This window comes from Aquabacterium sp. (assembly GCF_049274795.1).
Taxonomy (GTDB): Bacteria; Pseudomonadota; Gammaproteobacteria; order Burkholderiales; family Burkholderiaceae_C; genus Aquabacterium.
This window is the reverse complement of the sequence record NZ_JBASTH010000046.1, coordinates 25,701-41,018: the sequence shown is the minus strand read 5'-3', so window position 1 is coordinate 41,018 and position 15,318 is coordinate 25,701. Positions and strand designations below refer to the sequence as shown.

Here is a 15,318-nt window from a genome sequence, read left to right as displayed (position 1 = left end):
CCTTCATGCCACAGCAGATCGACGCCATCGCCGGCACCCGGGCCGCCAGCCATCTCGCCGAAGAGACGAGCGCCTACCTGATCGATGCCTACCAGCGCTGCATCCTGACGCTGGACGTGCTGCGCCAGCGCGGCAACATCTTCATGCAGCATCTGCTCGACGGCAAACCACCGCTGCTGCATTTCGAGCACGAGCTGTTGATCGATGGCAGCACCTTGCCATCGCCCTGCAACTACGCGCTGCTGCGCATCGTGCCGCCACCCGGTGTGCAGATCGATGACAGGAAGCGCCCCATCGTCATCGTCGATCCCCGAGCGGGACATGGCCCCGGCATCGGCGGCTTCAAGCCGGATTCGGAAGTGGGCGTCGCGCTGCGTGCGGGCCACCCCGTGTACTTCATCACCTTCGCACCAGAGCCCATCGATGGGCAGACGCTGATCAGCGTGGCCCAGGCCGAAGCCGCCTTCATCGAAGAGGTGCAGCGCCGCCACCCGCACTGCGGCTGCAAGCCCGCCGTGATCGGCAACTGCCAGGCCGGCTGGGCCGTGGCCGCACTGGCCTCGGTGCGCAGCGACATCATGAGCCCCATCGTGCTCAACGGTGCCCCGCTGTCGTACTGGGCCGGCAGCGCCAAGCAGAACCCCATGCGCTACAGCGGCGGCGTGCTGGGCGGTGCATGGATGGTGGCCTTCGCCTCCGACCTGGCCGGCGACCGCTTCGATGGCGCCTACCTAGTGCAGAACTTCGAGAACCTGAACCTGGGCAACACCTTCTGGGGCAAGTACTACAACCTCTACGCCAACGTCGATACCGAAAGCGATCGCTTCCTGGAGTTCGAGCGCTGGTGGGGCGGCTACTTCCGCATGACGGGCGAGGAGATCCAGTCCATCGTCGAGAACCTGTTCATCGGCAACAAGCTGGCCCGCGGTGAGGTGGTGGTGGAAGGTAAGGCCCTGAACCTGCGCGACATCACCTCGCCCATCGTGATCTTCGCGTCCTGGGGCGACAACATCACCCCGCCGCAGCAGGCGCTGGACTGGATCATCGACGTGTGGGGCAGCCAAGAGGCACTGGTGGCCGCCGGCCGCACCATCGTCTACATGCTGCACCACACCATCGGCCACCTGGGCATCTTTGTGGGCAGCGCCACCGCCCGCAAGGAGCATGACCAGATTTTTTGCCCTGATAACCGACAAGACCATCCGGCGCGGATCCTTCACCAGCGTCAAACAACTTGTGCAGCGCATTGATCACTTTGTCGCCGCATACAACACCGAGTGCCAACCGTTCAGGTGGACTGCTGCCGCTCACTCAATCTTGGCAAAGCTGCACCGACTTTGCTCACGTATCAGCGGGACAGGACGCCTGGTGATCGCCCAGCATGCATCGTTTTTGGTTCGCCCCTTGGGGGGCGTTCGCGGGGGGCTGTCCGGGCTGAAGGGCCTGCGTCATGCGATCAATCAGCCATTGCGCGCGTTCGGGATCGCTCCGGCCCTCGATGCACTGGATGAAGTAGCGGCCTGTGAAGCCCAGGGCGCCGGTGATGTCGAGCTGGCGGTTGCTGCGCTCGCTCAGGGCATGCAGCCGCTGCAGGTCGTGCGGCGTCGCGGATCAGATCATCGCCGCGAACTCGGTGCTCAGCCACTCGTGCGTGGTGTCGGGCGGCACCCAACTGCGCGCCCAGTGCGGGAATTGCGCCGCCGGCATCGGGCGGGCAATGAAGTAGCCCTGGGCTTCGTCGCAGGTCAGGCCCGCCAGCAGCTTCCAGGATTTGGCGTTTTCCACGCCTTCGGCTACCACGCTCAGGCCCAGGTTGTGGGCCAGGTCCACGGTGGAGCGCACGATCTTGGCGTCCTGCAGATCGCTCTCCATGTTCATCACGAAGGACTTGTCGATCTTGAGCTCGTCCACCGGCAGGCGCTTGAGGTACGCCAGCGACGAATAACCCGTGCCGAAGTCGTCGATGGAAAGCTTCAGGCCCATGGCGTGCAGGCGGCCCAGCGTCTGCAGGGCGCGCTGCGGGTCGTCCATGATGGCGCTTTCGGTGATCTCCAGGATCAGGTTGTTGGGGTTGACCGTGTACTGGCCCAGCAGGCGTTCGAGCTTGACGGGCAGGTCCTGGTCCATCAGGTCGCGCGTGGACAGGTTGACCGACAGCTTCATGGCCTGGCCTTCGGCCGACAGCTGGGCGCTCATGATGGCCGATTGCTCGATCATCCAGGTGGTCAGCACACGGATGAAGCCGGTCTGCTCGGCAAAGGGGATGAAGCGCATTGGCGGCACCAGGCCGCGTTCGGGATGCTCCCAGCGCACCAGGGCCTCGGCGCCGATGACGGTGCCGGTGCGCAGGTTGATCTTGGGCTGCAGGAAAAGGCGCAACTGGTCGTGGTCCACCGCGTAGCGCAGTTCGCTCATCAGGGTGAGCGATTCCTGGCTGCTGGAGTCCAGGCCGGGGTGGTAGGCCACGGTGCCGGCCTGGTGCTGCTTGGCGGCGTACATGGCCACTTCGGCGCGGCTGAGCAGCGGGTCGGCTTCTTCGCCGTGGTCCGGGCAACTGGCGATGCCGATGCCGGCGCCCAGGTCCACGGTGTGGTCGTCCAGGGTGATGGGGCGTTCGAAGGCCTGCTGCACGCGCTCGGCCACGGCCTTGGCGGATTGCGCATCGGTGCGGGGCAGCAGGATGGCGAATTCGTCGCCGCCCAGGCGCGCCAGCACGTCGTTCGGGCTCAGGGCCTCGCCGCGCAGGCGCTCGGCCACGGCGCGCAGCAGGCGGTCGCCGAAGCGGTGGCCCAGCACGTCGTTGACGTGCTTGAAGCGGTCCATGTCCAGCAGCATGATGGTGCAGGGGCTGCCGTCTTCCTTGGTGCGCAGGATGGCCTGGCGCAGGTCATGGCGGAACTGCTCGCGGTTGGGCAGGTCGGTCAGTGCGTCCTGGTAGGCCAGGCGGCGGATCTCGCTCTCGCGGGCCTGGATGGCCAGGCGCATGGTCTCGAAGGACTGGGCCAGGTCGCCGATCTCGTCTTGTGAGTGAACGCGCACTTCGGCGCCGTAGTCGCCACGCTCCAGGCGCCGGGCGGAGCCGGCCAGCACGCGCAGCGGCGTGGTGATGCGGCGGGCGGTGAAGTAGCCGCCCACGCCGAAGGCAGCGATGCCCAGGGCCGACAGCAGCAGCAGGGTCAGCTTGAGCTGCCCGTAGGGCGCCAAAGCCTGGTCGACCGAGCGCAGCAGCAAGGCCGTGACAGGGGGTTGGCCCGGGGTGCCGGGCAGCACGACCTGATGGCCGGCGTATTCGTCGCCCTGCACCAGCAGGGCCAGGTCGGTGCCGTCGCTGTTGGCGGAGATGGGGCTTTGCCAGGCGGCGGCCACGGGTTGCCACTGGGCCTTGGCCAGGGTGCCCTGGTTGACGTGCCAGTCACCCTGCGGGGTGCGCAGCATCAGCACCACGTCCAGGCCCGACAGGGCCTTCATGTCCTTGAGCAGGGCCTCGCCGATCGGGAAGCCCATGCCCACCCAGCCGATGATGGTGGGCGCACGCACCGGCACGGCCACGATTTGGTAGGGCTGGCCATCGACCACCTCGACCTGGTTGGGCTGGGCGCCGCCGGTCATGCTCTGGCGGGCGTAGCGCTGCACGGCGGCCACGAAGTGCCCGGCGGTGGGCACGGTGCTGGCCTTGAGTTGGAACTGCGCATCGGTGAACACGGCCACGCCGGCGTTGATGCGGTTGCCGTGGTTCTCAAGCGCCGACTGCAGGGTCTCGGCGTCGTCGCTGCCCACGGCTGACCGGAAACCGTAATCGGCCGAGAGCACGCGGGTGGCCTGCTCGAGGTTGTAGGTGTTTTGCTGCAGCAACCGCAGGAAGACGCGCTCGCCGGTGTCCAACTCGGTGCGGATGGAAGCGCGGGCGTTGCGGTCCACGCTGTCCTGGATGAACCAGTAGCTGGCCGCCTGGATGATCACCAGCAAGCCCAGGTAGACCGCGACGATGCGGGCCTGCAGCTTTTTGGGGTTCATCACGGTCGGCAGCATGACAGGTCAGCGGTGGACAGTGGGCAGGGGCCAGTTCAGCGAGGGGTGTCGGAGTGCTCGGTCGGGCGCGCCCACAGCCGCCAAGCATCCTGCAGCCAGCCGGTCGTGGAGTGTTGGGTATCAGTGTGCATCAGGATGCCCTTCTTTGGCGAGGAAACCGTAATTTCCTGGCCAGTGTCGGCGTCTGCATGCAGGGAGCTGGGGGACTCCAGCGAGGGGGTCATGGACGAAGTCTCCGTGGAAAACAAGGATCCTTCGTCTTATCGGCAAGAGTGCCGCAGGGCTCAAGGGTGCGATGACCCGAACAGCATGGCGCTAGTCGGGCATTTCGTGACACTGGTCACGCGGGTTGCGGGCTGGGCTGCACTGCAGGCTGGGGCAGCAGCCAGCGGTTGAGCACCGACTGGGCGCGTTCGATCAAGGCTTGCATGTCGCGGTCTTCGACCTCGTCGCGCTGGTGGCTGCACACCATCACCTGTCGACCGTTCACGCTGACGAACACCATCAGGGGGGCGACACCGGACACCGTGGGGTAAATTTCGGACAGGCGCACCCGCGCGCCCGGCGGATTGAAGGCATCGGCCGAGCCGATGTTGGTGGTGTGGCAACTCAGATGGGGCAGGCTGTCCAGGCGCTTGGCGCGCATGATCAGGCGGCTGTAGTCGTGCGTGCGGATGCCGCCCAGCCATTCGTAGGGCAACAGCGGCAGGATCATGGTGCGCTGGGTGAAGCGCTCCATGCCGGTGCGCATGCGGGCATCGATCCAGCGCACGCGTTCGGCATCGGGCACCTCCTGCGGCAGGAGGATGTCCAGCGTGGCCACGTAGTTGCCCATGGTGGGCGCCGTGCCTTCGGGGAAGTAGCGGCGCAGGTCGACCGACACGCGAATGAGCGCGGCGGTACCCGGGCGGTTGCCGGCCAGTTCCAGCATGGCCGTGCCCATGGTGGCCATCAGCATGGAGTTGCCCGAGCCGCCGCGGGCCTTGGCGGCCGCGGACAAATTTTTGGAGAGGCAGCCGAACTCATGGTGCTGCACGCCGGTGCTCAGGTAGCGGGCCGAGCGCTTGATGGGCAGTCGCACGATCTCGTAGCGGGCGCGTTCGCGCTGCTCCGCTTTCTGGGCGCGGTGGGCGGCCAGCAGCCGGCCGGGGATCTGCCACCAGCGGGCGGGCAGCACGGCGGGCAGCATGCTGGGGCTGTCCAGCGGCAGGGCATCGACGGGCAGGCCGTTGAGCAGCTTGACCAGGGCCTCCAGGCATATCACGATGGATCGGCCATCGATCAGCAGGTGGTGGGCGCTCCAGATCATGGCCGGGCGCGTGGGGTGCGCCACGAACTGCATGCGCACGCCCAGGCCGCGCTGCAGCGCGACGGGATCGTTCAGGGCGCGCTCGTGCCAGCGGCGCTGCGCGGCGGGGTCGTCCAGCTCGATGTGCTCGGTGCGGAAGGCCAGGTCGAACAGGGTCTCGAACTGATCGTCCTCGTCGAGGATGCGCAGCTGGAAGCGCCGCGGGGTGGGTTCGAGCACGCCACGCAGCCGTGGGAACAGCGACATCATGCGGCGGCAGGCTGCGCGCACTTCGCCCTCCGTGACCGGGTCGTCGAAGCGCAGGATGTAGGGCTGGTTGAGCTGCCCCATCGGGCCCTCGCAGGCCGCGTACAGCCACTCGGAGCGGTTGAGCGTGACAACCGGGGCGCTGGACGGGGGCAGGGGGCGGCGAGACGGCATGGGCTGCGAAGGGTGAATGCAGCCTGACTATAGGGGGCCGTCTGGCGGCGCCGGGCTCAGGTTTCCCCGCGCCTCCCCTCGCGTGCGGGGGCGGGCGTGGCCGCACGGCACAGCATCAGGGCCAGGCGGCTGAGGGCCTGCCACGGGTCATCGGGCCATTGCGGGTGGCGCAGGCCCTTGACGATGCCATCGACGATGCTGGCGGCGTGCACCAGGCGCGTCGTGGTGGCGCCTCTCAGTTGCGGCAGCACACGCTCGAACAGACGCTCGCGCGGGCCCCACACGCGCTGCTCGCGCAGCACCATGGGCAGGGGCTTGCCGGCGTCCAGGCCCTGGCGGGCGCGGTGCAGGCCCAGGATGTCGTCACTGAGCGACCAGTGCACCAGCACGGCGGCTTCGCCTTCGGCCTGCAGGCCTTCGATCATGCGCAGCGCACGGGCGGTGTGCCCACCCAGCACGGCCTCGCTGAGCTTGAAGACGTTGAAGCGCGCGACATCGACCACAGCCGCATCGATCTGGTCGAAGGTGAGCGTGCCGGGCGGGTAGAGCAGGCCGAGCTTGAGCACCTCCTGGTGCGCGGCCAGCAGGTTGCCTTCGACACGGTCGGCGAAGAAGGCCAGGGTGCGCTGGCCGGCCTCGCCGGGCTCGACCTGCTGGCCCTGGGCGGACAGGCGTTGCGCGATCCACAGCGGCAGGGCTTGGCGCTCGACCGGGTCGCAGCGCACGTTGACTCCGGCGCCGTCGAGCGCGGTGAACCAGGCGCTGCTCTGCTGGGTCTTGTCCAGGCGGGGCAGGGTGACGATGGTGAGCAGGCCGTCGTTGCCGGCGGCCTGTTCGCAGTAGCTCTGCAGGATCTGCGAGCCGTCCTTGCCGGGTTTGCCCGAGGGGATGCGGATCTCGATCAGTTGGCGGTCACCGAACAGCGACATGGCGCTGCCCGCCGCGAGCAGGCCACCCCAGTCGTAGTGGGCGCCGGCCACGGTGAAGACCTGGCGTTCGGTGAAGCCGGCCTGGCGGGCGGCGGCACGGATGGTGTCGGCTGCTTCCTGGGCCAGCAGGGCCTCGTCGCCATGCAGGGTGTAGACCGGCTTGAGGCCGGCGCTGCCTGCCTTGCGCAAGTGCTCGGCCAGTTGGTCGTGGCGCAGTTGCATGGCGGTGCGGTTCCGTGCGGCGTGCGAAGGGCGGTGTGCTGTGCTGAGGGGCGCGCTGGCCGTGCCTCAGGGCCGCGCGCTCACTGGGGCGGACACAGGTGCGGCCACAGGAGCGGACAACTGCCCAGCCCGGATCGTGGACAGGCGGCGCAGGATCTGCGCGACGATGTCGGTCTGCATGGCGCGGTGCAGGCTGGCGGCTTCCTGCTGCTTGGCCAGCGCGTCCTTCTCGTTGTAGGCGATGTCGCGCGCCAGGTTCAACTCGGTGGGCGGGATCAGCACGCTGCCATCGCCGCGCAGAACCTGGAACTTGAAGAAGGTGCGGATGCTGAGGTCACGCACCTGGCTGTAGGCGGTGGTGGACACGGCGACTTCGGTGCTCTTGTCGTTGAGCGCCTGCAGCGTGATGTGCGAGCCGAGCCAGCCCTGGGCGGCGCCAGAGGCGGCCGAGGCCGCGGCGGCAGCGGGCAGGGCCGCGTCGATGACGGAGACGCCGCTGTCTTCCAGGGCGCGCGCCAACTCGGTGGCCATGGGCGAGTTGCCCGCAAAGCCCGACAGCGAGACGGTTTTGAAGGCCATCTTGGGCGGCTGGCGCAACTGGAAGCCGCAGGCCGCCAAGGCGGCGGATGCGACCAGCACGGCGCTGGAAGAAAGCAGGGCGCGGCGGTTCATGCCTGGCACCTTACACCACCACGTTGACCAGGCGGCCCGGCACGACCACGATCTTCTTGGGCGCCTTGCCTTCGCTGAAGCGGATGAACTCTTCGTGCGCCAGGGCCGCGGCCTCGATGGTGGCCTTGTCAGCCGTGGGGCTGACCTTGACCGAGCCGCGCAGCTTGCCGTTGACCTGCAGCATCAGTTCGATCTCGTCCTGCACCAGGGCCGAGGCATCGACCTGCGGCCATTGGGCATCAAGCAGATCGCCCAGTGTGCCGGCGTAGCCCAGATCGCGCCACAGCGTGTGCGTGAGGTGGGGCGTGGCGGGGTAGAGTGCACGCAGCAGGATGCTGAAGCCTTCCATCAGCGCGATCTGGCCGTCGGCCGTGTCGGTGGCCTTGAAGCCTTCGAGCGCGTTGAGCATCTTCATCGCGCCGGAGACCACGGTGTTGTACTGCATGCGCTGGTAGTCGTAGTCCACCTGCTTGAGCACGGTGTGGACCTCCAGGCGCAGGGCCTTGGCGTCCTTGCCAAAGGCCACATCGGCCAGGGAACTGGCGCCCTGTGTGGCGGCCACGGTGCCCGCATCGGCCAGGCCCTGCAGCTTGATGCCGAAGTTCCACACGCGGCGCAGGAAGCGGAAGCTGCCTTCCACGGCGGCGTCGTTCCACTCCAGCGTGAGCTCGGGCGGGGCCGTGAACATGGTGTACAGGCGCGCGGTGTCGGCGCCGTACTTCTCGATCAGTTGCTGCGGGTCGATGCCGTTGTTCTTGGACTTGGACATGGTGCCCACGCCCTCGTAGTCGATGGCGGTGCCCACGCTGAGCTTGCCGTCGGCGCTGTCGACCTCGTTGATCAGACGCGCGCCGGTGACCTTGCCGGCCTCGTCCTGCACGTGCTGGACATCGTGCGGCCAGAAGTATTCCTTGCCACCCTTGGCGGTGCGGCGGCTGTAGATGTGGTTGAGCACCATGCCCTGGGTGAGCAGCTTCTTGAAGGGCTCATCGACCTTGGTCAGGCCCAGGTCGCGCATCACCTTGGTCCAGAAGCGTGCATACAGCAGGTGCAGGATGGCGTGCTCGATGCCGCCGATGTACTGGTCCATGCCGCGGTCGCCGGGGGCGTTGGCGCCGCCCATCCAGTAGTCGGTGCGCTCATCCACCATGGCCTGCGCGCTGTCGGCGCAGGTGTAGCGCAGGAAGTACCAGCTCGAATCCACGAAGGTGTCCATCGTGTCGGTTTCGCGCTGGGCGGGTTTGCCGCACTGGGGGCAGCCCACGTTCAGGAAGTCCAGGCGCGTCTTGAGCGGGTTGCCGCTGCCATCGGGCACGACATCCTCGGGCAGCACGACGGGCAGGTCCTTCTCAGGGACCGGCACAGGGCCGCAATCACCGCAGTGGATGATGGGGATGGGCGTGCCCCAGTAGCGCTGGCGGCTGATGCCCCAGTCGCGCAGGCGCCAGGTGGTTTTCTTCTCGCCGATGCCCTTGGCGGCGAGCAGCTCGGCCACCTTGTTCACGGCGTCTTTATGCCCCAGGCCATCGAGCACGCCGCTGTTGATGCACACGCCCTTTTGCTTGTCGCCGTAGCCTTCCTTCCAGGCGGCGGTGTCGAAGGCTTCGCCTTCTACGGCCACCACCTGCTTGATGGCGATGCCGTACTTCTTGGCGAAGCCGAAATCACGCTCATCATGGGCAGGCACGCCCATCACGGCGCCGTCGCCGTAGGACATCAGCACATAGTTGCCGATCCACACCTCGACCTGCGTGCCCGTCAGCGGGTGCGTGACGAACAGGCCCGTGGGCACGCCCTTCTTCTCTTGCGTGGCCAGTTCGGCCTCGGTGGTGCCGCCCTGCTTGCATTCGTCGATGAAGGTTTGCAGCTCGGGCTTGATGGCTGCGGCGTGCGTGGCCAGCGGGTGCTCAGGGGCCACGGCGCAGAAGGTCACGCCCATGATGGTGTCGGCGCGTGTGGTGAACACCCACAGTTGGCCGTTGTTGATGGCCGCGCCAGACGCATCCTTGATGTCGTGCGGGAAGGCGAAGCGCACGCCCTGCGACTTGCCGATCCAGTTCTCCTGCATCAGGCGCACGCGCTCGGGCCAGCCGCTGAGGTAGTTCTTGTCGTCGGGGTTGGCCACCGCGCTCAGCAGCTCGTCGGCGTACTTGACGATGTTCAGGTAGTAGCCGGGGATCTCACGCTTTTCAACCAGCGCGCCCGAGCGCCAGCCGCGCCCGTCGATCACCTGCTCGTTGGCCAGCACGGTCTGGTCGACCGGGTCCCAGTTCACGGTCTGGGTGCGGCGCTCGGCGATGCCGGCTTCCAGCATCTTCAAAAACAGCCACTGGTTCCACTTGTAGTAGCTGGGCTGGCAGGTGGCGACCTCGCGCGACCAGTCGATCGCCAGCCCCATCGCCTGCATCTGCTTCTTCATGTAGGCGATGTTGTCGTAGGTCCAGGCGGCGGGCGGCACCTTGTTCTTGAGCGCGGCGTTTTCGGCGGGCAGGCCGAAGGCGTCCCAGCCCATGGGCATCAGCACGTTGTGACCGTTCATGCGCAGGTGGCGCGTGAGCATGTCGTTGATCGTGTAGTTGCGCACGTGGCCCATGTGCAGCTTGCCGCTGGGGTAGGGCAGCATGGAGCAGGCGTAGAAGGGCTTCTTGCTCTTGTCTTCGGTGACGCGGTAGGCGTCATGGGCCTGCCAGTGCGCCTGGGCGCGGCTTTCGACGGCGCGCGGGTCGTAGGTCTGGGAGGTGTTTTCGGTCGCGGAGCTCATGGGGGTCACCACAAAGACAAGATCAGGCGCGGCTGCCATGTGGCAGGGCGCGCCTGTGGGACATTTCGGGGAGTCGGGGGAGATTTCCGAGGAAAGACGCCGATTATAGAAAGCCCGGCCCCATCGCCCGCATACCGCTGCTCAGGGGGCGGGCTTGCGTTCCAGGTAGTCGTCGGGGGACAGGGCGCTGGGATAGGTGTTTGGATCGCTGTCCAGTGCGCTGGTGTACAGGCGGTCGCCATCCAGGTAGCGCAGTTCCTTGCTGGGCAACTGCTCGACGGCTTTGTCCACCGGCAGGCCCTTGGCGCCACCGTTGTGGTGCAGCATGAACTGGGTGGGCGTTTCACTCAGCCAGCCGGGGCGGGCGCTGCTGGCCGTGAGCTGACCGTTGCCAGTGGGCTGGGTCTGGATGCGGTCGACCGTGCGGCCCTGGTACTGGGTGGTGCCATCGAAGGTCCATTGCACCGTGGGCAGGTGAAAGACCACGACCAGGCTGGCGGGCCCGCAGCCGTCGGCATCGTGGATGGCCTTGGCGTAGCGGGCATTGACCTTGCCGCCCCCGGCAGGGATCAGGTCGGCCACATCACGCGTGTAGAAGGCTTCACCCAGTTGCTGGCACCCCGACTCGAAATGGCCGGTGTAGGCGGCAGCCCGGTCGGGCGTGGCCGAGGGCGTTTGTGCGCAGGCAGCCAATGCAATGGCCAGGACGGAGGTGAGGTGTGCAAGGTGACGCATGGAGGCAGTGTAGGCAAGGGTTCCCACCTGCCACATGGGTTCTATCCCCATACCCCGGATAATGGGTCCATGATCCTGAACCGTCCCCTGCGGCAGTTGGCCCGCACCTTCCTGACCGGCCTGCTGGCCGCCCTGCCCCTGCTGGCCACGGTGGGGGTGTTCGTGTGGCTGGTGCGGCTGCTGTACTCCTGGCTGGGGCCGTACAGCTTCGTGGGCCAGCTCTTTGTCGGGCTAGGGCTGGGCCTGGGCGGCTCGGAGATGCTGGGCTACCTGCTGGGCATCCTGCTGTTCATGGCGGCGGTGTTCGCCCTGGGCGTGCTGGTGCAGACCGAACTGCAGCGGGGGCTGGCGGCCGCCGTCAACGCCTTGGTCAGCCGGATCCCGCTGGTGCGCAATGTGTACGACGTGGTCCGCAAGTTCGTGGACCTGCTCAGCCAGCGCGAGGACGACGGCCTCAAGTCCATGAGCGCGGTCTGGTGCACGTTCGGTGGCGGCCATGGCGTGAAGGTGCTGGGCCTGCTGTCCACGCCCGAACCCATCGACATGGGCGGGCAGCTCTATTTCGGTGTGCTGGTGCCCACGGCTCCGGTGCCAGTGGGTGGGGGGCTGCTCTACGTGCCCAAGGAGTGGGTGACGCCGGCGGACATCGGCATGGACGCGGTCACCAGCATCTACGTGTCGATGGGCGTGACCTCGGCGCAGCACCTGCGTCGTCCGCCCCCGATGCTCTGAGTTTCTGAACCGGCAGGCTCAGGCGTAGACGCGGGTGCAGTCGCGCCCGTCGCTCTTGGCCTGGTAGAGCGCGCGGTCGGCGTGCTCAATGGCGGTGCGCATCTCGTCGCCGGGGTTGAACTCCATCAGCCCTGCCGAGAAGGTCACGTGCAGCTCGGCCAGTTCGGGCACCAGCGGGGCGTGCATCAGCGATTTGCGGATGCGCTCGATGCTCAGCGAGCCGGCGTCGGCCGGGGTGTCGGGCAGCATCAGCAGGAACTCCTCGCCGCCCCAGCGGGCCAGCACGTCGGTGTCGCGCAGGGTGTAGAGCGCGATCTCGGCGAAGTGGCGCAGCACCTCGTCGCCGGCGCCATGGCCGTAGGTGTCGTTGATGCGCTTGAAGTGGTCCAGGTCGATCAGGCACAGGGTGAAGGGCTTGCCGGTGCGCTCCTGGCGCCGGGTTTGCTGCTCCAGCACTTCCATCATGTGGCGGCGGTTGAACAGGCCCGTGAGCTCGTCGCGGATGGCCATGGCCTGGATGCGCTGCAGTGCCACTTCCAGCGCGTCCTTCTTGGATTTGAGGTGTGCCCGCGTGGTGGCCAGTTGCGCACCCAGCACCGTGACCACGGGCAGGATGGTGGCCATCAGCACGAAGTGCACCATCTCCAGCGGGGCGCTGCCCGGGTGCCACACCACCGTGAGCAACATGGCGCCGCCCATCAGCACCAGGGTGTAGAGGTTGCTCAGCCGCCGCTCGCGCCCGCTGAGGTTGAAGATGCCGAACACCAGCACCAGGGCCAGCAGCATCATCAGGGCGCCCCGGAACGGATGGCAGATCAGGTAGGCGGCGGCCACCCAGGTCTGCGCGCCCAGGATCTGGGGCAGGCTCATGGCCGGGTCGTCGAACTGGCGGTTCCAGCCGGAGCGCAACACAGCGTAGACAAGGCCGATCCACACCAGCAGCGTGGTCTGCAGCCAGCGCGCAGGGCCGGTTTCGATCAGATCGCGTGACTGGGCGTATTCGGTGGCGCCGATGCACACGGCGAAGACCAGCATCGAGGTCAGCGAGCGGCTGATGCGCAGCCGCTGCATGGGATCGGTGCTCAGGACCACATCCCCAAAGGCCTGCCATGGCGTGCGCGACCGTGCGGGCGCATCGGGCGCCGGGTCGGGCTGGGCCACAAGGGCGGGGGAGTTGATCGGGGGCCGGGACGGATCCATGGTGGGGATGCTCTACAACTTGCGCGACGGCAGGTTACCGGGGTTTCCCGGTTTCAGGTGCGTGAAATCTGCAGGGATCAGTCAAAAGTCTCGTTCAGGCGGGTGGCGCTTGCAAGGCCTGAGGTGAGGGAGGGTCTTCTCCCTTCAACGCACCTGGGGCCGTGGCGGTGGACGCCGCCAGTTGCTGCTCGAATTCCGTCGGCTTCATCAGCTTGCCGCCCCACAGCATGTAGACCTCGTCGCCCGGGCTCAGGCTGTGCTGGCGGTGGGTGATGATGAAGCGGCCGCAGCCCAGCGCGTTGATCGATTGCTGCACATGGTGTTCAGTGTCGAAATCCAGGTGGCTGGTGTATTCATCGAGCAGCAAAAAGCGCGGCTTCTTGTACAACGCACGGGCCAGCAGCACGCGCTGCTTTTGCCCGCCTGACAAGGTGGCGCCCATGCTGCCCACCAGCGTCTGGTAGGCCATGGGCATGCGGGCGATGTCGTCGTGAACGCAGGCCAGGCGCGCGGCCTCCATCACCTTCTCAGGGGTGGCCTCCGTGTCGTTCATCGCGATGTTGTCGTAAATGGAGCACGAAAACAGCTGATCATCCTGGAAGACGGTGCCCAGCACCGAGCGGAAGGCCTCGGCGCCCAGGCGGGCCATGGGCACGCCATTGAGCAGCACCTCGCCCGATTCAGGCTGCACCTGGCCGGACAGCACCTTCAGCAAGGTGGATTTGCCGCAGCCCGAGGGGCCCACCACGGCCACGGCCTGGCCGGTGCGCAGGGTCAGGCTCACATCGTCGAGCACGGGCTCTTCGCCCCGGGCATAACGGAAGGTGATGTTGCGCAGCTCCAGCGTCATGGGGCCATTGCCCTTGAGGCCTGCGGCGGCCTGGGCCGATGAGCTGGCCTCCGTCTCGCTGAGCACGATGTCGGCCAGCCGCTCGCCCTGCAGCTTGAGCAGGCGCAGGCTGATCACACGCTCAAGCAGCTCGCCGGTGCGCTGCAGGAACTGGCCCTTGTAGGCGATGAAGGCCACCATCATGCCGATGGAGAACTGCCCTTCCAGGATCATGCTGGCGGCTAGGAACAGCACCAGGGCCTGCTCCACCGCGCCCACCAGGCCGTTGACACCCTGGTAGAACATGCTCACGCGCTGCTGCTTGACGGTGGCGTTGACCAGGGCCACCTGCTGGTTCATCCAGCCGCCCACGCGCCAGTTGGGCCGCGCGAAGAATTTGATGGCGGCCACGCCGCGCAGGGTTTCGAGCAGGAAGGTCTGCGCCGTGGCTTCGCGCACGATGGTTTCTTCCGCCGCCTGGCGGTAAGGCTTGAACACGGCGAAGCGCACCACGGCCTGGATCACGGCCACGGCCAGCACCACCCAGGCCAGCATGGGGCTGTACATGAACATCAGGCCCAGCGTGACCAGGCTGACCACGCCGTCGAGGATGGCCTCAATCAGGTGGTTGGTGATGGTGTCCTGGATCTCGTGCACCGAGCCGAAGCGCGAGAGCACATCGCCCGTGTGGCGCTTGTCGAAGTAGGATAGCGGCAGCTTGAGCATGTAGCGGAACACGTTGGCGCTCGATGACACCCGCCACGACAGGCTGGCGCCCAGCACCACCCACGTGCGCAGCAGCTTGGTGCCCAGCGACATGGCGGCCAGCAAAAACGTGGCCAGGGCCAGCACGGCCAGCAGCGGCGCGTCGCGCGTCACGACCACGTCGTCGATGATCCACTGGCTGAGCATCGGCATCAGGATCGCGAAGATCTCCAGCACGATGGACAGCAGCGCCATCTGCCCGAAGGCGCGCCACAGGCCGCGCTGGCCGGTGAAGAGCACGCGCAGGTCGAACGGGGTCTTGTCTTCCTTCTTCTGGAAGGCGGCGCTGGGGCTCAGCTCCAGCGCCACACCGGTGAAGTGGGGGCTGACTTCCTTCATCGTCAGCGTGCGCTCGCCCAGGGCCGGATCGTGGATGGTGATGCGCTGGGCATTGGCCTTCACAAGCACGACGAAGTGGTTCAGATCCCAGTGCAGGATGCAGGGCAGTTGCAGCTGCGGAAGTTCTTCAAGCTCCAGCCGCACGGCGCGGTTGGCGAAGCCCAGCTGCTCGGCGATCTCCATCAGGCGCGCCAGCGTGGCGCCGCGCGATGACAGTTCGAAGCGGCGGCGCAAGGTCAGCAGATCCGTCTCGTGCCCATGGGCGCTGGCGATCATGGCCAGGCAGGCCAGGCCGCATTCGGCCGCTTCGGACTGCAGGATCAGCGGGGCGCGCTTGCGGGGCCACAGGGACAGCAGGTTGGGTGTCACGGCCATG

12 protein-coding genes and 1 pseudogene are annotated in these 15,318 nt (G+C 67.1%); 3 read left to right on the top strand and 10 right to left on the bottom strand.

Features of this window, described 5'->3' with window-relative positions:
• Positions 1-5: 5 nt before the first annotated feature.
• Together WAQ08_RS07630 and WAQ08_RS07625 are read left to right on the top strand one after the other, a co-directional pair.
• Positions 6-1,250: a DUF3141 domain-containing protein gene (locus WAQ08_RS07630; RefSeq protein ID WP_422190579.1), complete on the top strand. Its 1,245-nt coding sequence runs from the start codon at positions 6-8 to the stop codon at positions 1,248-1,250.
• Positions 1,171-1,362, top strand: a pseudogene (locus WAQ08_RS07625) (IS630 family transposase); the annotation flags it as partial. The gene WAQ08_RS07630 and the pseudogene WAQ08_RS07625, both read left to right, overlap by 80 nt.
• On the opposite strand, the gene WAQ08_RS07620 reads toward WAQ08_RS07625, so the two are convergent.
• The 8 genes from WAQ08_RS07620 to WAQ08_RS07585 form a co-directional block, all read right to left on the bottom strand.
• A complete protein-coding gene (locus tag WAQ08_RS07620; RefSeq protein WP_422190635.1) occupies positions 1,342-1,593 on the bottom strand; it encodes a BLUF domain-containing protein in 252 nt (83 codons plus the stop codon). The pseudogene WAQ08_RS07625 and the gene WAQ08_RS07620 sit on opposite strands and share 21 nt — an antisense overlap.
• Before the next feature lie 18 nt (positions 1,594-1,611).
• Positions 1,612-4,029, bottom strand: a complete 2,418-nt coding sequence (locus WAQ08_RS07615; protein WP_422190577.1) for a putative bifunctional diguanylate cyclase/phosphodiesterase — start codon at positions 4,027-4,029, stop codon at positions 1,612-1,614.
• A gap of 35 nt (positions 4,030-4,064) precedes the next feature.
• The gene (locus WAQ08_RS07610; protein WP_422190575.1) at positions 4,065-4,253 is read right to left on the bottom strand and encodes a hypothetical protein; all 189 of its coding nucleotides are present in this window, start codon (positions 4,251-4,253) and stop codon (positions 4,065-4,067) included.
• A gap of 116 nt (positions 4,254-4,369) precedes the next feature.
• Positions 4,370-5,758 carry a hypothetical protein gene (locus tag WAQ08_RS07605; RefSeq protein WP_422190573.1) on the bottom strand — a complete coding sequence of 463 codons (1,389 nt, stop codon included), beginning with the start codon at positions 5,756-5,758 and terminating at the stop codon, positions 4,370-4,372.
• A gap of 56 nt (positions 5,759-5,814) precedes the next feature.
• Entirely contained in the window at positions 5,815-6,909 is a 1,095-nt protein-coding gene (gene holA / locus WAQ08_RS07600; RefSeq protein ID WP_422190571.1) for a DNA polymerase III subunit delta, read from the bottom strand.
• Positions 6,910-6,975: 66 nt separating this feature from the next.
• Positions 6,976-7,581, bottom strand: a complete 606-nt coding sequence (gene lptE, locus WAQ08_RS07595) for an LPS assembly lipoprotein LptE (RefSeq protein ID WP_422190569.1) — start codon at positions 7,579-7,581, stop codon at positions 6,976-6,978.
• 10 nt (positions 7,582-7,591) lie between these two features.
• Positions 7,592-10,342 (bottom strand): leucine--tRNA ligase, encoded by a 2,751-nt coding sequence (leuS, locus tag WAQ08_RS07590; RefSeq protein ID WP_422190567.1) that lies wholly within the window; start codon positions 10,340-10,342, stop codon positions 7,592-7,594.
• 141 nt (positions 10,343-10,483) lie between these two features.
• The gene (locus WAQ08_RS07585) at positions 10,484-11,077 is read right to left on the bottom strand and encodes a hypothetical protein (RefSeq protein WP_422190565.1); all 594 of its coding nucleotides are present in this window, start codon (positions 11,075-11,077) and stop codon (positions 10,484-10,486) included.
• A 69-nt stretch (positions 11,078-11,146) separates the two neighbouring features.
• Between WAQ08_RS07585 and WAQ08_RS07580 the strand changes: the two genes are divergently transcribed.
• The gene (locus WAQ08_RS07580; RefSeq protein WP_422190563.1) at positions 11,147-11,809 is read left to right on the top strand and encodes a DUF502 domain-containing protein; all 663 of its coding nucleotides are present in this window, start codon (positions 11,147-11,149) and stop codon (positions 11,807-11,809) included.
• An 18-nt stretch (positions 11,810-11,827) separates the two neighbouring features.
• Here the strand turns inward: WAQ08_RS07580 and WAQ08_RS07575 are convergent, their stop codons facing one another.
• Together WAQ08_RS07575 and WAQ08_RS07570 are read right to left on the bottom strand one after the other, a co-directional pair.
• Positions 11,828-13,009, bottom strand: a complete 1,182-nt coding sequence (locus WAQ08_RS07575; RefSeq protein WP_422190561.1) for a GGDEF domain-containing protein — start codon at positions 13,007-13,009, stop codon at positions 11,828-11,830.
• Positions 13,010-13,103: 94 nt separating this feature from the next.
• Positions 13,104-15,317 (bottom strand): peptidase domain-containing ABC transporter, encoded by a 2,214-nt coding sequence (locus tag WAQ08_RS07570; protein WP_422190559.1) that lies wholly within the window; start codon positions 15,315-15,317, stop codon positions 13,104-13,106.
• Between the last annotated feature and the right edge of the window lies 1 nt (position 15,318).